We start from the raw sequence: 19,701 nt of genomic DNA, 5'->3' as shown, positions 1-19,701 counted from the left end.
TCCCGCACGCGGGAGAGGGGAGCAAACCGGCGGTGCCGGGACGGATAGCCAACCTCCGTCTCAATCCCCCAACGCCACCCCCTCCCGCCGCGGATCCGCCCCGCCGGCCCACACCGTCTTCCCGTCCGGCCCCTGGCGGCGCACGATCGCCTGCGTGCCGCTGGTCATCTCGATCGCCGTCACCTGGTGGCCGCGCGCCTGCAGTGCCTGCACCAGCCCAGGCGATACCAGGCCCTGCTCGACTTCGGTGGGGCCGTTGCGGCTGCCGAAGTTGCCCATGCCGATCGCCGCCTGCGGGTCCAGGTTCCAGTCGAGCATGCCGACCAGCGCCTTGGATACGTACTCGATGATCTGCGAGCCGCCCGGCGAGCCGAGCGTTGCCACCAGCTGGCCGCTCTGGCGGTCGAACACCAGCGTCGGCGCCATCGATGAACGCGGGCGCTTGCCCGGCTGCACGCGGTTGGCCACCGGCTTGCCGTTTTCGCTGGGCACGAAGGAGAAGTCGGTGAGCTGGTTGTTCAGCATGAAGCCGCGCACCATCAGATGCGAGCCGAAGTACGACTCGATCGTGGTGGTCATCGAGATCGCGCCGCCGCGATCGTCGACGGCCACGATCTGCGAGGTGGAAAGGCGCGGCGGCGAGCGGTCCGGCGCGTAGGCCATTGTTGCGCCCGGCGGCGTGCCCGGCTGGGCCTTGCCCATGCTCTGGTCGCCGATCAGTTCGGCGCGCACGGCGAGGTAGGACGGGTTGACCATGCCGCTGACATCGACCGGCACGAAGTCCGTATCGGCGACGTACAGGCCGCGGTCGGCATAGGCCAGGCGATCGGCCTCGGCAATCGCATGGACGGCGTCAGGATGGGCTTCGAGCTGCGCCGGCGTGTTCACGCGCTGCGGCTTGAGCGCCGCCAGCGCGTATTTCGGGTTCTTGGTTTCCAGCGCCTGCAGCGTGCCGAGGATCTGCGCGATGGCGATGCCGCCCGACGACGGCGGCGGCATGCCGCAGATCTTCCAGCGCTTGTAGTCGGTGCACACCGGCACGCGCTGCTTGGCGCGGTAGCTGCCCAGGTCGGCCAGCGACAGCGAGCCGGCATTGCTGCCGCTGTTCACCCTGGCGACGATATCGCGCGCGATCGGGCCGCCGTAGAGCACGCCCGCGCCGCGCCGGGCAATGTCGCGCAGCGTCTGCGCCAGCTTCGGGTTCTTCAGCACCGTGCCGGCCGGCTTGGGCTTGCCCTGGGCATCGAGGAAGTACGCGGCCATCTCGGGCGAACTGGCCAGGAACTTGTCGGCCGCGACCTGCGTGTAGAGCCGCTGCGAGATCGGGAAGCCCTTCTCCGCCAGCTCGATGGCGGGCTGGAACAGCCTGGCCCAGGGCAGGCGCCCGTGCTTGCGGTGGACCATCTCCAACGCGCGCATCACCCCCGGCGTGCCGACCGAGCGCCCGCCGATCTGGGCCTCGCTGAATGCCATCGGCTTGCCGTCCGGGCGCATGAACAGGTTCTCGGTGGCGCCGGCGGGAGCGGTCTCGCGGCCGTCGAAGGCCTGCACGTTCTTGCCGTCCCAGTACATGATGAAGGCGCCGCCGCCGATGCCGGTGGCCTGCGGCTCGACCAGCGTCAGCACCGCCTGCATGGCGATGGCGGCGTCGATGGCCGACCCGCCCTGGCGCAGCATCGCGCGCCCGGCCTCAGTGGCGAGCGGATTGGCCGCGGCCGCCATATGGCGCTGCGCGAAGACGGTGGCCATGCCGGGGCGGTAGCCCGAAGCCACTTCCGGCGCAGGCGGCAGCGCCGCGGGCGGGGTTGCGGCAGCGGGCGCAGCCGTGGCGTCCGCGGTGGCCGGGCCTGCGCCCGGGGCGGCGCAGGCACCGAGCAGCGCCGACAGGGCCAGCGCCAGCGCGCCGCGCCACGCCATCGAAGTAAGGTCAGGGTGAGCCATGCGATATCTCCGGGAGCAGGATCAGACGATTGTAGTGTCGATCCGGGCATCCCGGGAGGCGGAAGTCTGGCGCCCGCCACATCCCGCCCTGGCGGCGGCCCTGCCCTCGGAAAGGGTCAGCGCGTGGTGAACGACCAGCTCAGGTCGACCGGCTGCGCGCCGAGCCGGCCTGTCACCCGCACGGTATAGCGCTGCTGGCTCGCCAGCGGCGCCACCGGCGTGCACACCGCCAGGCCGCGCGCTGCGCTGCTCAGGCCCGACGAACGGCTGTCGACCTTGATGCAGTTGACGTTGCCGCCCTGCGCATCGGTAATGACGAAGTTGTCGGCATCGAACTGCAGCGAGGTATTGACCGCCTGCAGCGACACCGGGTAGCCCATGGTGCGGCTTTCATAGCCCGGCGCCGGGTTGGGGCTTTCGGTGTTGACCCAGTTGACCGGCACGTCGTTCTGGCCATCGAACGGATAGGCCACCATCTGGCTGTCGCTGCCGCCCTTGACGCGGTCGGCGAGGTCGACGGTCTGGTAGTAGCTGGCCGAGGTGCCGCTGCCGTCGGCGCCGACGCGCTCGGCAAAGCCGCTGCCGGCCGAGCCATAGCTGCCCAGCAGCGCGGCGCGGTGGAACGGCGCGTCCACCAGGTCCGACACCAGCGCGTCCTTGGGCGACATCGACAGCTGCGCATTGGCCACCGAGGTCCAGCGGTTGGCGCCGGCCACCACTTCCGCGGTGGCGTCGGTCGGATATGCGGCCTGGATGCGCTCGTGGGCGGTGGCGCCGGTGTAGCCCGGATTGCCGCTGCTTTCGTCGTGCGTCAGCGTGGCGTTGGCCAGCATATAGTCCGTGTGGGCCTGCGCGGCGGCATTGAGCGGGTCGCGCGCGGCCAGCGGCGGCAGGCCCACCTGCTCGCGGCGATAGTTGGCGTAGCACAGGCCCGCGGTGCGCGGCTCTTCCAGCACGCGGTAGTTGCTGACCGCGCTGCCGCGCGCCGGCAGCAGCGAGATGCCGCTGCCCGGCGCGGCGGCCGGCGCCGCACCGCTGACGGTATAGCAGGCCCTGGCCGTGGTAGTGGTGTTGGTGGTGGAGCCGGTGGGCGATGTCGGGGACGTGGCTGCGCCCTGGCCGCCAGCCGGCGCGCCCGCCTGTGCGCCCGCTTGCGCGCCGGACGGGGCGGACCCGCCTGCGGCGCTTGCCGGCGTGCCACCGTCACCGCCATCGCCACCGCCGCAGGCGGCCAGCGCCAGCGCGGCGGCGGTACAGAGCGTGGTCAGGGCCAGCGTGGTGCGCGGCGCGCGGCGCAGAGGGTTCGATTGGCAATCGGCAGGCAAGCGTTTCCCGGTCATCGGTCTGAGTCGTCGTGGTGGAGTTCGGCGAATGGGTCTGCCCGCGGGATCCGCGATCGCGGACAGCCGGCGCGACATCCATCGCGGGCCACCGTGCAGCACGGGCTCGCTGTGATGGCGCCGGGGCAGAAAGACGGGACGATGGTATGGGCCGCGACCGCGAGGGTCTAGCCCGAGAACAATTGCTTACGTGTGACCCGCGCGCGCCGCACCCGGGCGGATTGTCGCCGTGCCAGTGCGCGCCGTCAGCCCGCCGCGGCCACGTCGGCCATGCCGCTGCCGAGCGAGGCCATCACCGCCATCAGCTGCTCGCGCAGCCAGCGGTTGGCGCCGTCGTTCTCGCCGCCCGCGTGCCAGTACAGGTGCAGCTCCAGCGACGGCACCTTGAACGGCAGCGACAGTAGCCGGTTGGCATAGGGCTCGTTGGCGATGCGCGCATAGCGCAGCGGCAGCGTGGCCAGCAGGTCGGTGCAGCTGACCACGCGGCACGCCGCGGCGTAATGCTGGCAGCGCAGCCGCACGCGCCGGGTCAGCCCCATGCGATGCAGTGCCTGGTCTTCCAGCCCGGCCCCGCGCCGCCGCGACGACACGTGCACGTGCTCGGCCGCCAGGTAGCGCTCCAGCGTCAGCTCCTTCTTCACCAGCGGATGGTCGCGCCGCGCCAGCACCACCATCGGGTCGGCCATGAATGGCGCATGGTGGATCGCCGGCGACACCGGCAGCAGGATATCGAGCGCGGCGTCGATGGTGCCGGCCAGCAGTTCCGATTCCATCTCGCGCCGGTCGAAGCGGATCGCCGCGATTTCCACCTGCGGCGCCATCGCCGTGACGCGGCTCATCAGCGGCGGCAGCAGCGTCGACTCGAGCGCGTCGCGCATGCCGATGGTGAAGCGGCGCACGGTGTTGGTGGGGTCGAAGTGCGGCGTGTCCTGCAGCGTGCGCGCGAACGATTGCAGCGCGCTGCGTACCTCGGCCGCCAGCGAACGGGCCAGCGGCGTGGGCGCCATGCCCTGGCCGCGCCGCTCGAACAGCGGATCGTCGAACAGCGTGCGCAGCCGCCCCAGCGCGTGGCTGACCGCCGGCTGCGTCAGGTTGAGCTGGCGCGCGGCCGCGGTGATGCTGCCTTCGCTGTAGATGGCGTCGAACACGACGAAGAGGTTGAGGTCGATGCGGGAGAGCTGCATGCTGGTGATTCTGGCACGGAATGCAGGGAATTGATACTGGCAAATCCAGTAAATTCATTTTTCTAATTACCGGCTTTCAGATAGAGTGCATTCCATCGGCAGAGTTATTGCCCTTAGACGAAGCCAAACCGGCGCCGGTGACACCCGGCGCCCACCGATCCCGTAGCGAGGAGACCACATGGATTTCGAGTACAGCCCGAAGGTCAAGGAGATGCAGGCCAAGCTGCTGGCCTTCTTCGACCAGCACATCTATCCGAACGAAAAGCGCTTCGCCGAGGAGATCGACGCCAACCGCCGCGCCGGCAACGCCTGGATCCCGACCAAGGTGATCGAGGAGCTGAAGCCGCTGGCGCGCGCCGCCGGCTTGTGGAACCTGTTCCTGCCGCGCTCGCCGCGCGCCCCGCAGGGCCTGTCGAACCTGGAATACGCCACGCTGTGCGAGATCATGGGCCGGGTGCCCTGGTCGCCCGAGGTGTTCAACTGCGCCGCCCCGGACACCGGCAACATGGAAACGCTGGAGCGCTACGCGTCGGAAGAACTGAAGGACAAGTGGCTGGAGCCGCTGCTGGCCGGCGAGATCCGCTCGGCCTTCCTGATGACCGAGCCGGCCGTGGCTTCGTCGGATGCGACCAATATCGAATGCCGCATCGAGCGCGATGGCGACCACTACGTGATCAACGGCACCAAGTGGTGGTCGTCGGGCGCCGGCGACCCGCGCTGCAAGGTCTACATCGTGATGGGCAAGACCGATCCCGACGCCGGCCGCCATGAGCAGCAGTCGATGGTGGTGGTGCCGGCCGATACCCCGGGCATCACCATCAAGCGCTTCCTGCCGGTGTTCGGCTATGACGACGCGCCGCACGGCCATATGGAGATCGAGCTGAAGAACGTGCGCGTGCCGGTCTCGAACATCCTGCTGGGCGAAGGCCGCGGCTTCGAGATCGCGCAGGGCCGCCTCGGCCCGGGCCGCATCCACCACTGCATGCGCAGCATCGGCGTGGCCGAGCGCGCGCTGGAACTGCTGTGCAAGCGCGCGCTGTCGCGCGTCGCGTTCGGCAAGCCGGTGTCGAGCCAGGGCGTGACGCAGGAGCGCATCGCCGAAGCCCGCTGCGAGATCGAGATGGCGCGCCTGCTGACGCTCAAGGCCGCCTACATGATGGACACGGTCGGCAACAAGGTGGCCAAGGCCGAGATCGCCATGATCAAGGTGGTGGCGCCCAACGTGGCGCTGAAGGTGATCGACTGGGCCATCCAGGTCCATGGCGCCGCCGGCGTTTCCAGCGACTTCCCGCTGGCCAACTGGTGGGCGCACCAGCGCACGCTGCGCCTGGCCGATGGCCCGGACGAGGTGCACCGCAACGCCATCGCCAAGCTGGAGCTGGCCAAGCACATGAACGTCAACCCGGACAGCATCAAGATGCCGGTGGCACGCGGCTTCTGAGCGCGCCGCAACGCGCCGTCGGGGCCTGCCCCTGCCGGCAATATGGAAAACGCGCAGCCTGGCTGCGCGTTTTTTTCTTCTGTGCTTAAATCGCGCGGTTCGCCACGTCAGTGGTTGATGTGGCCGTTCCCATGAATGCAGCCAGGAGATCCCTGCAATGATCGACGTCTACAGCTGGGCCACGCCCAATGGCCACAAAGTCCACATCATGCTGGAGGAATGCGGACTGGAGTACAAGGTCCACCCGATCAACATCGGCGCCGGCGACCAGTTCGGCGAAGACTTCCTGAAGATCAGCCCCAACAACAAGATTCCCGCCATCGTCGACCCGGAGGGCCCCGATGGAAAGCCGATCTCGCTGTTCGAATCGGGCGCCATCCTGCTCTACCTGGCCGGCAAGACCGGCAAGTTCCTGCCCGGGGACGTGCGCGGCAAGTACGAGGCGCTGCAGTGGCTGATGTTCCAGATGGGCGGCGTGGGCCCGATGCTGGGCCAGGCGCACCACTTCCGCATCTATGCGCCCGAGAAGATCGAATACGCGGTCAACCGCTACACCAATGAAGCCAGGCGCCTGTACGGCGTGATCGACACGCAGTTGTCGAAGCACGAATGGCTGGCGGGCGACCAGTACACCATCGCCGACATCGCCACCTTCCCGTGGCTGCGCAGCTGGCAGAACCAGGGCGTCGAGCTGGACGACTATCCTCACCTGAAGCGCTGGTTCAACGAGATCGCCGAGCGTCCCGCGGTCAAGCGCGGCGTCGAGGTGCTGGCCAGCGCGCGCAAGGCGCTGCAGGACGACAAGGCGCGCGAAGTGCTGTTCGGCGCCACGCAGTACAAGCGTCACTGAAGCATCACTGAACCCCGCGCGCCGGCCGGCGGCTGCGCCGTTTGCGCATGGCGCCGGTGTGCGGGCACGCGGGCGGTCAGGCCAGCGCCAGCACATCGCGCGCCACCGCCTGCCCGTCCGCGCGGCGGCCGCCGCGGGCAACCGCGCCGTCATGCGGGGCATCGCCCGGCCCGAAGCAGCACAGCAGGCCGGTGCCCGGCACCAGCACGTCGAGCCGGCATGACTCATGCGCGTCCGGCGCGTAGAGCGCGCCGGGCTGCAGGAAGGCCATGTCGCCCCCGGCCCGCACCAGCGCGCCATGCCAGTGCAGGGCAACGGCGCCCCGGTAACACAGCGCCCAGCGCAAGCCGCGCGCCTGCAGCCGCCGGCCCCAGTCATCCGTCGACTCATCCAGCTGGACGAACTCCGGGCGCATACCCGGCTGCGCCAGCCGCTCATCCACCTCCAGCACGTCAGTCAACGCATGCGCTTGCGCCCCGCCATCGGCGCCGGCCGGGGCGATCGCGCCCAGCGCGCAGTGCCACGCGCCCGCGGGCATGACCACGGGACGTGCGGCATCGGCCGGGCCTTGCGGCACCGCGCGCACCAGGATGGTGTCGGCCACCGCCTGCACCTGCATCGGCACGCCCGGCGCGGGCGCGAACAGTTCGCCGCCGCCGAGCATCAGGCTGCCGCGTCCGGGCGAATACAGCCGCAGGCCGCCGCGCAGGCAGCCCCACCATTCATGGCAATCCGCTGAAAATTCAGGCTGGCGCTCGCCGGCGCAGAGGAAGACGTAGTCGCAGGTGCAGCCGAGACCGGCAGCGGCGGCAAGCAAGCGTGGCTGGAATCCGGGAGTGAAATCCGACGGCGCGCAGCGGTCGGCATCGATGGCGCGCATGCGCGCCTCGAACAGCGTGAAGATCTGCATGGCAATCCCCCTGCAGGGCGGCAGGCGCGCTGCGCCTGCCCGCGCAGACGGCGCACGCGTGGCGGCGTGACGCTCGGTCTTGCGCAATGACCCGTCTGGCGCGGCGCTGCGATGAGGCCGCCCGGTTGATGCCATCGTGCCGCGCCATTGCCTGGCGCGTCCCTCAATTTGCGGATCGGACACCGATAGTGAGGATGAGGATAAGTTGTCGTGGCCTCAAGGTCAAACCCTTAGCCTCAGACCACTCCGAACTTTTGTTGATCCCATGACCTCTCGAAATCTCAGACTTTTCGGATTGCATCTCGCCTGGCTACGCAAGCAACGAGGCTGGTCCCAGGAGACCCTTTCGCTCGAAAGCGGGCTGTCGCGCTCGTACCTGAGCGGCATCGAAAGCGGCAAGCGCAACCTGGCGCTGGCCAACATCTGCCGCCTGGCCGAGACCCTGGCCGTACCCACCGCCGAGATGCTCGACTTCAGCCGCCACGACGCCAGCCAGCTGCAGGTGGAACAATCGCGCGCGCCGTTCGGCAACCGCCAGCGCGCGGCAATCGAGGCCACCGTGCACCATATGGCCGAGCTGAGCGAGCCCGAGCTGAACCTGGTGGCCGCGGTGGCGCGGGCGCTGGCCGGCAAGGGCAGTTTCCGCCCGCCGCTGGGGCACGGCAGTCCCGCCGCAAGGCTCGCACCCGAAGCCGACCCCGGCCAGGAAGGCTAGAGCCCCAGCATGCCCTGCCGTTCGATAAAGCGGATCACCTCGTCCAGGCCCTGCCCCGACTTGACGCTGCCCATCACGAACGGCCGGGTGCCGCGCATCTTGCGCGCATCGCTTTCCATCACCGGCAGCGATGCGCCCACATACGGCGCCAGGTCGGTCTTGTTGATCACCAGCAGGTCCGACTTGGTAATGCCCGGCCCACCTTTCCTGGGAATTTTCTCGCCGCCGGCGACGTCGATCACGTAGATCGTCAAATCAGAAAGTTCTGGGCTGAAGGTCGCGGCCAGGTTGTCGCCGCCGGACTCGATGAAGACCACGTCGGCATCGGGGAAGCGCGACAGCATGCGATCCACCGCTTCCAGGTTGATCGAAGCGTCCTCGCGGATCGCGGTGTGGGGGCAGCCTCCGGTCTCCACGCCCAGGATGCGCTCGGCCGGCAGCGCGCCGGAGATGGTCAGCAGGCGCTGGTCTTCCTTGGTGTAGATGTCGTTGGTGATCGCGACCAGGTCATAGCGGTCGCGCATCGCCTTGCACAGCATCTCCAGCAGCGTGGTCTTGCCGGAGCCGACGGGGCCGCCGACGCCGACGCGCAGCGGAGGGTTGGTCTTGGTACGGGCGTGGGTCATGGTGCGGTATCGGTTCAGGATCGGAACAGCCGGGAGTACTGCGTTTCGTGGCGTGCGCACAGCAAGCCCAGCATCGGGGAAAACGTCGACAGTTGCGGCGGCGTGGCATCGGCGCGGCGCTCGGCTTCGTCGACGGTATCGAGCACGGCGCCATGCAGGCGGCGCAGCATGTGCTGCCCCGCCACCTGCCCCAGCGGCACCGCCTTGATCGCGGCGGCCACCTGATTCTCCGCCCAGTTGAAGCAATAGGCGGCCAGGCCGTCGCGCGCGCCGATCTCCAGCGCGACGCAGGCGGCGGTGAACGCGGTCGGCAGGCAAACGGGCGACAGCGTGGCCAGCGTGTCGCGCAATGCGGGCGTGCCCCACTCCATCTGCGCGATCAGCCGGGCCAGCGACCAACCCATCTGCTCGGTCTCCAGCCGCAACTCGGAGGTCTCGCGGGTGGCGTGGAACCAGTCGTTCCAGCTGCGTACCTGTGCGGCGTCGCCGGCCTGCCAGTGGCGATGCAGCAGCAGCCACAGCGGTGCCTCGCATTGCGCCTGGACATGCTTCAGGTTGTCGGAGATCCAGCGCTCGGCGGTCGACGCATCGCTCACGCTGCCGCAATCGATCGCGGCCTCGAGCCCTTGCGAATAGCTGAAGCCGCCGATCGGCAAGGCGGGGGATGCGAGATGCAGAAGGGAGATGAGTTGGTGGAGGCGGGTCATGGCCACCTCGGCGGATCGGTGCGTTCCAGCACGAATTGGCGAACTTCTTCCAACACCGCTTCGGTCTCAGCCAGCACCTCGGAGTTCCAGAAGCGCAAGACGTGGAAGCCTTGCTGCCGGAACCAGGCATCGCGAGCTCCGTCCCGGGCATCGCCATGCTGGCCTCCGTCTGCTTCGATCACCAGCATGGCTTCGATACAGACGAAGTCGGCAATGAACGGGCCCACCGGGTGCTGCCGCTTGAACTTCAACCCCATGAAGCGACGGTCGCGCAGCCGGTACCAAAGACGCTGCTCCGCGTTGGTCTGGTTTGCACGCAGCAAGCGAGCGAACGCTGGCTTCGGCATACGCTCGCCCTCACCCCCTGCCCCTCTCCCGCAAGCGGGAGAGGGGAGCAAACCCGCAGCGCTGGACTGCACCGCAGCGCCCGATGCTTGCCGCCTGTGTACTCCTTCTCCCGCTTGCGGGAGAAGGCCGGGGTGAGGGCCGGGCGTGTCAACGAAGTCATGCGCCGCGGTATGCAAGCGCCTGCCCTCACCCCCTGCCCCTCTCCCGCAGGCGGGAGAGGGGAGCAAACCCGCAGCGCTGGACTGCACCGCAGCGCCCGGTGCTTGCCGCCTGTGTACTCCCTCTCCCGCTTGCGGGAGAGGGCCGGGGTGAGGGCCGGGCGTGTCAACGAAGTCATGCGCCATGGTATGCAAGCGCCTGCCCTCACCCCCTGCCCCTCTCCCGCAGGCGGGAGAGGGGAGCAAACCCGCAGCGCTGGACTGCACCGCAGCGCCTGATGCTTGCCGCCTGTGTACTCCCTCTCCCGCTTGCGGGAGAGGGCCGGGGTGAGGGCCGGGCGTGTCAACGAAGTCATGCGCCGCGGTATGCAAGCGCCTGCCCTCACCCCCGGCCCCTCTCCCGCAGGCGGGAGAGGGGAGCGAACCCGCAGCCCCGCGAGCGAAAGACGTCAGCATGGGCGAGTTGAACTCGATATCGTCAGCCATGGTCGCGCGCTCCTCCCTGCACTGATTAAACACGTCAGTGCCGATGCCCGCAATGCTCCCCATGGACATGCTCGTCTTCATGCCCGTGCGAATGCCCATGCCCATGATGCTCCCGAAACACCGCCTGCGCCGCCGCATAATCCTCGGCGAACGTCGCATCATGTCCATGCTTGTGCCCACCCCCATAAGCCCCCGCCTCCGGCTCGAACGGCAGTTCGGCACGTTCCGCGCGCACGCCCAACCGCCGCAGCATGTCGGCCAGCACCGCGTCATATTCCAGCCGCAGATAGTCGCGCCCGATCTCGACCGGCGTGTGGCGGTTGCCGAGGTGGTAGGCCGCGCGCATCAGCGCGTGCGGGTCCTGTGCGCGCACCTCCAGCACGGATTCCGCAGCGGCCCGCACCTCGACCAGGCTGCCGTCCTGCGCCACCAGCAGGTCGCCGCCGCGCAGCACGGTGCCGCGCGGCAGGAACAGCGCGGCGTCGGCGCCGTTGTCGAGTACCGCGCGCAGGCGGCTCTTGCTGCGGTCGCCGAACGGCAGTACCAGCTTGGGTGCGCGACGCACCAGCACGCTGGCGATGCCGTGCGGAGCGGCGAGGAGTTTATCGATCTTCAGCATGGGCATTTCCGCGGCACGCGCCGCGGCCGGTCAGAACAGGAAGTAACGCTGCGCCATCGGCAGCTCGGTGGCGGGCTCGCAGGTCAGCAGCTGGCCGTCGGCGACGACCTGGTAGGTCTCCGGGTCGACCGTGACGTGCGGCTGCCAGTCGTTGTGGATCATGTCGCGCTTGCTGACGGTGCGGGTGCCGCGCACGGCGGATAGCGTCTTGGCCAGGCCGTAGCGTTCGCCGATGCCGGCCGCCAGCGCGGCCTGCGAGACGAAGGTCAGCGAGGAGCGATGCAAGGCGCCGCCGGCCGAAGCAAACATGGGCCGGTAGTGCACCGGCTGCGGCGTCGGGATCGAGGCATTGGGGTCCCCCATCGCCGCCGCGGCGATCATGCCGCCCTTCAGGATCAGGCTGGGCTTGACGCCGAAGAAGGCGGGACGCCACAGCACCAGGTCGGCCCACTTGCCGGCTTCGACCGAGCCCACTTCATGCGCGATGCCATGGGTCAGCGCCGGGTTGATGGTGTACTTGGCGACATAACGGCGGACGCGGAAGTTGTCGTGCCCGCCGCGCGCGTCGTGCGGATCGCCCGGCAGCTTGCCGCGCTGCGCCGCCATTTTGTGCGCGGTCTGCCAGGTGCGGATGATGACCTCGCCGACGCGACCCATCGCCTGCGAATCGCTCGAGATCATCGAGAACGCGCCGAGGTCGTGCAGGATGTCCTCGGCGGCGATGGTCTCGCGGCGGATGCGGCTTTCTGCGAAGGCGATGTCCTCGGCGATCGACGGGTCCAGGTGGTGGCACACCATCAGCATGTCGAGATGCTCGTCCAGCGTGTTGACGGTGTACGGGCGCGTCGGGTTGGTCGACGACGGCAGCACGTTCGACTCGCCGCACACCTTGATGATGTCCGGCGCATGGCCGCCGCCCGCGCCTTCGGTGTGGTACGTATGGATGGTGCGGCCCTTGAACGCGGCGATGGTGGCCTCGACGAAGCCGGCTTCGTTGAGCGTATCGGTGTGGATCGCCACCTGCGTATCGGTCGCGTCCGCCACCGACAGGCAGGTGTCGATCGCCGCCGGCGTGGTGCCCCAGTCTTCATGCAGCTTCAGGCCGATGGCGCCGGCTTCCACCTGCTCCAGGATCGGCCCCGGCTGGCTGGCGTTGCCCTTGCCGAGCAGCCCGATATTCATCGGATAGGCGTCGGCCGCCTGCAGCATGCGCTCCATGTACCACGGCCCCGGCGTCACCGTGGTGGCGAAGGTGCCGGTGGCGGGCCCGGTGCCGCCGCCGATCATGGTGGTGACGCCGCTCATCAGCGCCTCGTCGATCTGCTGCGGGCAGATGAAATGGATATGGCTGTCGATGCCGCCGGCGGTGACGATCATGCCCTCGGCCGCGATCACCTCGGTACCCGGCCCGACCACGATAGTGACGCCCGGCTGGATGTCGGGGTTGCCGGCCTTGCCGATCGCCGCGATGCGCCCGTGCTTCAGCCCGATATCGGCCTTGACGATGCCCCAGTGGTCGACGATCAGCGCATTGGTGATCACCGTGTCGACGCAGTCCTTCGCCATGCGCTGGCTCTGCCCCATGCCGTCGCGGATCACCTTGCCGCCACCGAACTTCACTTCCTCGCCGTAGACGGTGAAGTCCTTCTCGACTTCGATGATCAGGCCGGTGTCGGCCAGCCGAAGACGGTCGCCGGTGGTGGGGCCGAACATCTCGGCATAGGCCTGCCTGGAGATCGATGCCATCACAGCGCTCCCATGATCTTGCCGTTGAAGCCGTAGACGATGCGGTCGCCGGCCAGCGCCACCAGTTCCACGGTACGCGTCTGCCCGGGCTCGAACCGCACCGCGGTGCCGGCGGCGATATTCAGGCGGAAGCCGCGCGCGGCCTCGCGCTCGAACGCGAGCGCGGCGTTGGTCTCGTAGAAGTGGAAGTGCGAGCCGACCTGGATCGGCCGGTCGCCGGTATTGGCCACCGTCACGCTGACGGTGGCGCGGCCGACGTTCAGTTCGATCTCGCCGTCGGCGGGCATCAGTTCACCGGGAATCATGGCGGTCCTCCTCAGGCCACCAGCAGGCCGGCGCCGTACAGCGCCACGCCGGCGCCGGCCGCGCGCGCCAGCCAGCCGGCGCGGCGGCGCAGCAGCGTGCCGGCGCCGATGCCCAGCAAATGCAGCGCCATGGTGGCCGCGGCAAAGCCGCCCACATAGGCCAGCACCGCCGGCAGCGCGCCCGCGCTGGCGGGCAGTTCCGCGCCGTGCGCAAAGCCGTGGAACACGGCAAAGCCCCCCACCAGCAGCGTGCCGGCCCATGCCGGCAGCTTCGCGCGCAGCGCCAGCAGCAGCCCGATCACCAGCAGCGAAGCCGCGATCATCGGCTCGACCGCGGGCAGCGCCATGCCGGCGAGACCGAGCGCGGCGCCCACCAGCATCAGGCCCACGAAGGCCAGCGGCAGGCGCAGCGTATCGGCGGCGGAGCGCGCCACCAGTGCGCTCCATACGCCCACCGCGGCCATCGCCAGCAGGTGGTCGGCGCCGGTGAACGGGTGCGCCAGGCCGGCCCACAGGCTGGCGCCGACGGTGGCGGCATCGTGGCCGGGATGCGCCAGCGCGGCGCCGGCGGCAACGGTGAGGGAAGCGCCCAGGGCAAGGCGCAGGCAAGCGGTACGGGTCATCGCGGTCATCGGATCGAATGGGTTATCGGTTCGGATTGGTGTCTTCAGACAATGGGATGGTGCACGGTCACCAGCTTGGTGCCGTCGGGGAAGGTCGCCTCGACCTGGATCTCGGGGATCATTTCGGCGATGCCGTCCATCACGTCGTCGCGGCTCAGCACGGTGGTGCCCTCGTGCATCAGCTCGGCCACGGTGCGGCCGTCGCGCGCGCCCTCCATGATGGCGGCGGTGATCAGCGCCACCGCTTCCGGGTAGTTCAGCTTCAGCCCGCGGGCCTTGCGCCGCTCGGCCAGCAGCGCGGCGGTGAAGATCAGCAGCTTGTCTTTCTCTCGCGGCGTCAGTTCCATCTGTCGTTCCTGTTTCGTGTTCGATTGCGCACTGGCGGCCTACGTCGCCCACAGCCGCAGCGGCCGCGCCGCGACGCCTTGGACCGGCAGGCGCAGCGCCTGCCAGCTGTCGGTCATGACGTGGCGCACCGCTTCCATCTGCTGCCCCAGCACGCGCAGCAACAGCATCCGCTGGCCATTGGCGGACAGGCAGGTCACGCCGGCGCGCAATGCCGGCGTATAAGGCAGCCGTTCGGCAAGCGCTTCGGCCAGTTCCTGCGTGGCGCCCTCGCCTACCGCCCACAGCGTGCCCAGCACGTTGAGCCCGTCGAGCCCGCCCACCGCGGTGCGCAGCGGCGACGCCGCCTCGAGATGCGCTTGCTCGATCCACAACGCGCGCTCGCCGGTGCCGATGCGCGTATCCAGCCACAGCGCGCCGCGCGTCCACTGCTCGCCCGAGGCCAGCCGGCCGAGCACCACGGCATCCCAGCCGATCGCGCTGCCGCCCGGCGCCACGTCGAGCACGGTCGAGATCCGCGCGCGCGCGTCGTCGAAGACGATGTTCTCCTGCGGCAGCCAGTCCAGCCGCGCGCCCGCGCCCACCGCCAGCCGCACCCGCTGGGCCGCATCGCGGCCGAGCGACTTGTACCACTTGGTGGCGCCCGGCGTGGCCAGCACCGCATGCGCGCCGTCCTCCACCGTCACGTCGATGTCCAGGCTGTCGCCGCCGGCCACGCCGGCCGGCGGATGCAGGATCACCGCGTGGCAGATGCCCCCTTCGGGGTACAGCGGCTTCTGCACCAGCAGCGGACCCTGGTGGCGCCGCCCGGTCAGCGCGGTGCGCTCGCCGCGCCGCGCAAAGCGCAGCTGCAGCGTGGCCTGCCAGGCCGCCGGCATGGCGAGGGACGAAGGGAAATCGGGGTGTCGCATCGGGGGGCGCGAATGGGGCTTGCGAGCGCCCTACACGGCAATCAGCTCGCGCACGCCGTCCTGCTCCATGCTGGCGCCGGCGCCGCGCGCGACCACTTCGCCGCGGCTCATCACCACATAGTGGTCGGCAATGTGCCGCGCGAATTCGTAGTACTGCTCGACCAGCAGCACCGTCATGCCGAACTCGTCGACCAGCAGCCGCAGCGCGCGGCCGATGTCCTGGATGATCGAGGGCTGGATGCCCTCGGTCGGCTCGTCGAGGATCAGCAGTTGCGGCTCGCTCATCAGCGCGCGCCCGATCGCCAGTTGCTGCTGCTGCCCGCCGGACAGGTCGCCGCCGCGGCGCAGGCGCATGGTGCGCAGCACCGGGAACAGCTGGTAGATGCGCTCCGGCACGCCGGCTGGCCGCGCGCGGCTGGCGGCGCCGATCAGCAGGTTCTCTTCGACCGTCAGCCGCGGGAAGATCTCGCGCCCCTGCGGCACATAGGCCAGCCCGGCCGAGACGCGCTCGTACGGCGGCTTCTTCTCCAGCGGCTTGCCGTCCCAGTGGATGCTGCCGCTGCGCGTCGGCACCACGCCCATCAGGCATTTCAGCAGCGTGCTCTTGCCGACGCCGTTGCGCCCGAGCAGCGTGGTCAGCCTGCCCGCCGGCACCTCGAAACTGACGTTGCGCAGGATATGGCTGCCGCCGTAGAACTGGTTCAGTGCGTTGACCTGCAGCATGCTTATCTTCCCAGGTAGGATTCGATCACGCGTTCGTCGCGCTTGACGCTGTCGAGCGTGCCTTCGGCCAGCACGCTGCCCTCGGCCAGCACCGTGACCTTGCCGGTCTCTCCCGCCAGCGCGGCGACGAACTCCATGTCGTGCTCGACCACCATCATCGAGCAGCTGCCGCGCAGCCCGTTGAGCAGGCTGGCGAGCTGCATGGTCTCTTCATCGGTCATGCCGGCCACCGGTTCGTCGAGCAGCAACAGCTGCGGCTGCTGCATCAGCAGCATGCCGATCTCCAGCCGCTGCTTCTGCCCGTGCGACAGCAGGCCGGCGGGCCGGTAGGCTTCCGCCTCCAGGCCCGTGAGCGCCAGCGTTTCCTCGATGCGGCGATGGCCATCGGCGGTCAGCCGCGCGCGCAGCGACGACCACCAGCGCTTGTCGGCCTTCATCGCCAGCTCCAGGTTCTCCCACACCGCGTGCTGCTCGAACACGGTCGGCTTCTGGAACTTGCGGCCGATGCCCACCTGCGCGATGCGCGGCTCGGTCATCCGCATCAGGTCGATGGTCTGGCCCAGGAACACGCGCCCGCTGACACTGGCGTTGCGCGGCCCGGTCTTGCCGGTGATGACATCCATCATGGTGGTCTTGCCGGCGCCGTTGGGGCCGATCACGCAGCGCAGCTCGCCGTGGTCGATCGACAGGTTCAGCTGGTTGAGCGCGCGGAAGCCGTCGAACTGCACGGTGACGTCTTCCAGGTAGAGGATCGGCCCGTGCGACACATCGATGGTGCCCGGCTCGAGCACGCGGCCCAGGCCGGTGGCATCGCCGCTTTCGGCCTGGCCGTGTTCCAGCGCGGCATTCATGCTTCACCTCCGGTGCGGGCGGTGACCGCCGGCGCGGACACCGCTTCGGTCGTCACAGATGCGGGGGCTTGCGCGCGGCGCTCGCGCCAGCGCTGCCACAGGCCGGTCACGCCGTCGGGCAGGTACAGCGTCACCAGCACGAACATCGCGCCCAGCAGGAACAGCCAGTATTCGGCGAAGTGCGCGGTGAACAGGGTCTTGGCGCCATTGACCAGGAACGCGCCGATCACCGGCCCGACCAGCGTGCCGCGCCCGCCCACGGCGACCCACACCGCCATCTCGATCGAATTGGCGGGCGACATCTCGCCCGGGTTGATGATGCCCACCTGCGGCACGTAGAGCGCGCCGGCGATGCCGCACAGCACCGCCGAGAAGGTCCACACGAACAGCTTGTAGCCGAGCGGGTTGTAGCCGGAGAACATCACGCGCATCTCGGCGTCGCGCACCGCCGTGACCACGCGGCCGAGCTTGGAGGTGACGATGTAGCGGCAGGCGATGAAGCCGGCCAGCAGCGCCAGGAAGGTCAGCACGAACAGCGCCGTGCGCGTCTGCGGCGCGGCGATGGCAAAGCCGGCGATGCGCTTGAAGTCGGTGAAGCCGTTGTTGCCGCCGAAGCCGGTCTCGTTGCGGAAGAACAGCAGCATCGCCGCATACGTCATCGCCTGCGTGATGATCGACAGGTACACGCCCTTGATGCGCGAGCGGAAGGCAAAGAAGCCGAACAGCCACGCCAGCACGCCCGGCACCAGCACCACCAGCAACAGCGCATAGCCAAGGTGGTCAGTGCCGTGCCAGAACCACGGCAGTTCCTTCCAGTCGAGGAACACCATGAAGTCCGGCAGCTCGCTCTGGTACACGCCCTCGCGACCGATCGAACGCATCAGGTACATGCCCATGGCATAGCCGCCCAGCGCGAAGAACAGTCCATGGCCGAGGCTGAGGATGCCGCAGTAGCCCCACACCAGGTCGAGCGCGATCGCCGCCAGCGCAAAGCACATGATCTTGCCGACCAGCGTCAGCGCATACGCCGACAGGTGCAGCGGATGGCCCTCGGGCAATACCAGCGCGCACACCGGCACGCCGATGCCGACGATCACCGTCAGCGCCACCAGCACCATCCAGCCGCGCGCAGAGAACAGCGACTGGCGCTCGGGCACCGCCAGCCGGAACGGCGTGGAAGAAATCGATTGGAATCGCTGCATCATGCCTCCGCGCTGCGCCCCTTGAGCGCGAACAGTCCCTGTGGCCGCTTCTGGATAAACAGCACGATCAGCACCAGGACCAGGATCTTGGCCAGCACCGCGCCATAGAAGGGCTCGATGAACTTGTTGAGGACGCCCAGCCCGAACGCGCCGACGATGGTGCCGGCCAGCTGCCCCACCCCGCCCAGCACCACCACCATGAACGAGTCGATGATGTAGGCCTGGCCCAGGTCCGGACCGACATTGCCGATCTGCGACAGCGCGCAGCCGCCGAGCCCGGCGATGCCGGCGCCGAAGGCAAAGGCGTAGCTGTCGACCTGCCAGGTGCGCACGCCCACGCACGCCGCCATGGTGCGGTTCTGCGTGGTGGCGCGCACGAACAGCCCGAGCCGCGTGCGGTTCAGCACCGCCCACGCCACCGCCACCACCGCCAGCGCGAACAGCACGATCACGATGCGGTTGTAGGGAATCACCAGGCCCGGCATCCATTCGATGCCGCCGCTCATCCACGCGGGGTTGGCCACCTCCACGTTCTGCGCGCCGAACAGCGTGCGCACCGCCTGCATCAGCAGCAGGCTCACGCCGAAGGTGGCCAGCAGCGTCTCCAGCGGGCGGCCGTACAGGTGGCGCAGCACCAGCCGCTCCAGCACGAAGCCCACCGACGCGGCCGCCAGGAACGAGGCCGGCAGCGCCGCGGGCAGGTACCAGTCGAACGCGTCCGGCGCGTAAGCGCGGAACAGCGACTGCACCACGTAGGTGGCATAGGCGCCGATCATCAGGAATTCGCCGTGCGCCATGTTGATCACGCCGATCAGGCCATAGGTGATGGCCAGCCCCAGCGCGGCCAGCAGCAGCACGCTGCCCAGGCTCAGCCCGGCGAACAGGTTGCCGAACACCTCGGCGCGGCGCTGGTCGCCCTGCAGCGTTTCCAGCGCCTGCTGCGCGGCCAGGCGCACGCCGCCATCGGGCTCGCGGTAGCGGCCGGCGCTGTCGCGCTCCACCAGCGGCGCCAGCTTCTGGCGGCTGTGCGGGTTGCTGTCCTTGGCCAGGATGCGGATGGCTTCGAGCCGCGCCTCGCGCGCGGCGAGCGCGTCGGAAGCGGGCGCTTCGGCCAGCACCAGGTTGGCCCAGATCACGTCCAGGCTGGCGCGCAGGCCGGCATCGGCCTCGGTCTTGCGCGCGGCTTCCACCGCCGCCAGCGACGCGCTCTCGGGCTGGTCGCGCAGCGTGGCCACCGCCTGCGCGCGCACGGCGATGTCGGGCGACTGCAGCAGCAGGCTGCTGGCGGCGCTGTCGACCAGCGCGCGCAGGCTGTTGTTCAGGGTCAGCGACTCGAGTTCGTCGGGCTTGACCGTGACGGGCTTGTCGGTGATCGCATCGACCACCTTGTCGCCGTGCTGGCGCACCATGCCGACCGACGGTGCGTATTGCAGGGCATCGTCCTGCAGCGCCTTCAGGATCGGCGCCGCTTCGGCGGGCGCGGCCTTGGCCAGGGCTGACAGCGCCGCGGTCTTGGCGTCGAAGTCGTCTTCGGCCAGCGGCTTCAGGTCGGCCTGCGTCAGCGCCGCGGCCCAGGGCGCCGCGGCCAGCAGCAGCGCTGCCAGCAGGGCGCGCAGCCAGGGCATGGCGGGAAGGGTTATGGGATAGCGCATAAGGGCTGGCAAGTGCGA

20 protein-coding genes are annotated in these 19,701 nt (G+C 69.3%); 3 read left to right on the top strand and 17 right to left on the bottom strand.

The features are described 5' to 3' along the window. Positions 1-60: 60 nt before the first annotated feature. From ggt to CBM2594_RS06340, 3 genes are all read right to left on the bottom strand, one after another. Entirely contained in the window at positions 61-1,941 is a 1,881-nt protein-coding gene (ggt, locus tag CBM2594_RS06350) for a gamma-glutamyltransferase (RefSeq protein ID WP_116356089.1), read from the bottom strand. 116 nt (positions 1,942-2,057) lie between these two features. Further along, the gene (locus tag CBM2594_RS06345) at positions 2,058-3,281 is read right to left on the bottom strand and encodes a CAP domain-containing protein (RefSeq protein WP_116356088.1); all 1,224 of its coding nucleotides are present in this window, start codon (positions 3,279-3,281) and stop codon (positions 2,058-2,060) included. Between the two features lie 245 nt (positions 3,282-3,526). Continuing rightward, positions 3,527-4,465: a LysR family transcriptional regulator gene (locus CBM2594_RS06340; protein WP_116356087.1), complete on the bottom strand. Its 939-nt coding sequence runs from the start codon at positions 4,463-4,465 to the stop codon at positions 3,527-3,529. A gap of 178 nt (positions 4,466-4,643) precedes the next feature. On the opposite strand from CBM2594_RS06340, the gene CBM2594_RS06335 reads away from it, so the two are divergent. Then, a complete protein-coding gene (locus CBM2594_RS06335; protein ID WP_116356086.1) occupies positions 4,644-5,906 on the top strand; it encodes an acyl-CoA dehydrogenase family protein in 1,263 nt (420 codons plus the stop codon). A gap of 157 nt (positions 5,907-6,063) precedes the next feature. Then, a complete protein-coding gene (locus CBM2594_RS06330) occupies positions 6,064-6,756 on the top strand; it encodes a glutathione binding-like protein (RefSeq protein ID WP_116356085.1) in 693 nt (230 codons plus the stop codon). 76 nt (positions 6,757-6,832) lie between these two features. On the opposite strand, the gene CBM2594_RS06325 is transcribed toward CBM2594_RS06330, so the two are convergent. Beyond that, on the bottom strand, positions 6,833-7,666 hold the full coding sequence (locus tag CBM2594_RS06325) for a hypothetical protein (protein WP_116356084.1): 834 nt from the start codon (positions 7,664-7,666) through the stop codon (positions 6,833-6,835). 295 nt (positions 7,667-7,961) lie between these two features. On the opposite strand from CBM2594_RS06325, the gene CBM2594_RS06320 reads away from it, so the two are divergent. Continuing rightward, on the top strand, positions 7,962-8,381 hold the full coding sequence (locus CBM2594_RS06320) for a helix-turn-helix domain-containing protein (RefSeq protein ID WP_232346572.1): 420 nt from the start codon (positions 7,962-7,964) through the stop codon (positions 8,379-8,381). On the opposite strand, the gene ureG is transcribed toward CBM2594_RS06320, so the two are convergent. From ureG to urtB, 13 genes are all read right to left on the bottom strand, one after another. Beyond that, positions 8,378-9,007, bottom strand: coding sequence for an urease accessory protein UreG (gene ureG, locus CBM2594_RS06315; protein ID WP_116356082.1), 630 nt, complete (start codon positions 9,005-9,007; stop codon positions 8,378-8,380). The two genes, CBM2594_RS06320 and ureG, sit on opposite strands and share 4 nt — an antisense overlap. A gap of 14 nt (positions 9,008-9,021) precedes the next feature. After that, on the bottom strand, positions 9,022-9,714 hold the full coding sequence (locus tag CBM2594_RS06310; protein ID WP_116356081.1) for an urease accessory protein UreF: 693 nt from the start codon (positions 9,712-9,714) through the stop codon (positions 9,022-9,024). Beyond that, entirely contained in the window at positions 9,711-10,061 is a 351-nt protein-coding gene (locus tag CBM2594_RS06305) for a DUF559 domain-containing protein (protein ID WP_116356080.1), read from the bottom strand. The genes CBM2594_RS06310 and CBM2594_RS06305 overlap by 4 nt, the downstream gene beginning before the upstream one ends. 679 nt (positions 10,062-10,740) lie before the next feature. Further along, the gene (gene ureE, locus CBM2594_RS06300) at positions 10,741-11,325 is read right to left on the bottom strand and encodes an urease accessory protein UreE (RefSeq protein ID WP_116356078.1); all 585 of its coding nucleotides are present in this window, start codon (positions 11,323-11,325) and stop codon (positions 10,741-10,743) included. A gap of 30 nt (positions 11,326-11,355) precedes the next feature. Beyond that, positions 11,356-13,071 carry an urease subunit alpha gene (gene ureC / locus CBM2594_RS06295; RefSeq protein ID WP_116356077.1) on the bottom strand — a complete coding sequence of 572 codons (1,716 nt, stop codon included), beginning with the start codon at positions 13,069-13,071 and terminating at the stop codon, positions 11,356-11,358. Beyond that, positions 13,071-13,376 carry an urease subunit beta gene (locus tag CBM2594_RS06290; protein WP_025582391.1) on the bottom strand — a complete coding sequence of 102 codons (306 nt, stop codon included), beginning with the start codon at positions 13,374-13,376 and terminating at the stop codon, positions 13,071-13,073. Before CBM2594_RS06290 ends, ureC begins: the two co-directional genes overlap by 1 nt. A gap of 11 nt (positions 13,377-13,387) precedes the next feature. After that, positions 13,388-13,999 (bottom strand): HupE/UreJ family protein, encoded by a 612-nt coding sequence (locus CBM2594_RS06285; protein WP_116357714.1) that lies wholly within the window; start codon positions 13,997-13,999, stop codon positions 13,388-13,390. 44 nt (positions 14,000-14,043) lie between these two features. Then, positions 14,044-14,346: an urease subunit gamma gene (locus CBM2594_RS06280; protein ID WP_116356076.1), complete on the bottom strand. Its 303-nt coding sequence runs from the start codon at positions 14,344-14,346 to the stop codon at positions 14,044-14,046. Between the two features lie 39 nt (positions 14,347-14,385). Next, positions 14,386-15,255, bottom strand: coding sequence for an urease accessory protein UreD (locus CBM2594_RS06275; RefSeq protein WP_116356075.1), 870 nt, complete (start codon positions 15,253-15,255; stop codon positions 14,386-14,388). A 30-nt stretch (positions 15,256-15,285) separates the two neighbouring features. Continuing rightward, entirely contained in the window at positions 15,286-15,978 is a 693-nt protein-coding gene (gene urtE, locus CBM2594_RS06270; RefSeq protein ID WP_116356074.1) for an urea ABC transporter ATP-binding subunit UrtE, read from the bottom strand. Between the two features lie 2 nt (positions 15,979-15,980). After that, positions 15,981-16,829 (bottom strand): urea ABC transporter ATP-binding protein UrtD, encoded by an 849-nt coding sequence (gene urtD / locus CBM2594_RS06265; RefSeq protein WP_116356073.1) that lies wholly within the window; start codon positions 16,827-16,829, stop codon positions 15,981-15,983. After that, positions 16,826-18,031, bottom strand: a complete 1,206-nt coding sequence (gene urtC, locus CBM2594_RS06260; protein WP_116356072.1) for an urea ABC transporter permease subunit UrtC — start codon at positions 18,029-18,031, stop codon at positions 16,826-16,828. The genes urtD and urtC overlap by 4 nt, the downstream gene beginning before the upstream one ends. Next, positions 18,031-19,656 (bottom strand): urea ABC transporter permease subunit UrtB, encoded by a 1,626-nt coding sequence (gene urtB, locus CBM2594_RS06255; RefSeq protein WP_373457567.1) that lies wholly within the window; start codon positions 19,654-19,656, stop codon positions 18,031-18,033. The genes urtC and urtB overlap by 1 nt, the downstream gene beginning before the upstream one ends. Positions 19,657-19,701 lie beyond the last annotated feature (45 nt).

The organism is Cupriavidus taiwanensis (genome assembly GCF_900249755.1).
Taxonomy (GTDB): Bacteria; Pseudomonadota; Gammaproteobacteria; order Burkholderiales; family Burkholderiaceae; genus Cupriavidus; species Cupriavidus taiwanensis_D.
The sequence above is the reverse complement of the archived record's forward strand: the minus strand, read 5'-3'. Positions and strand labels throughout refer to the sequence as shown.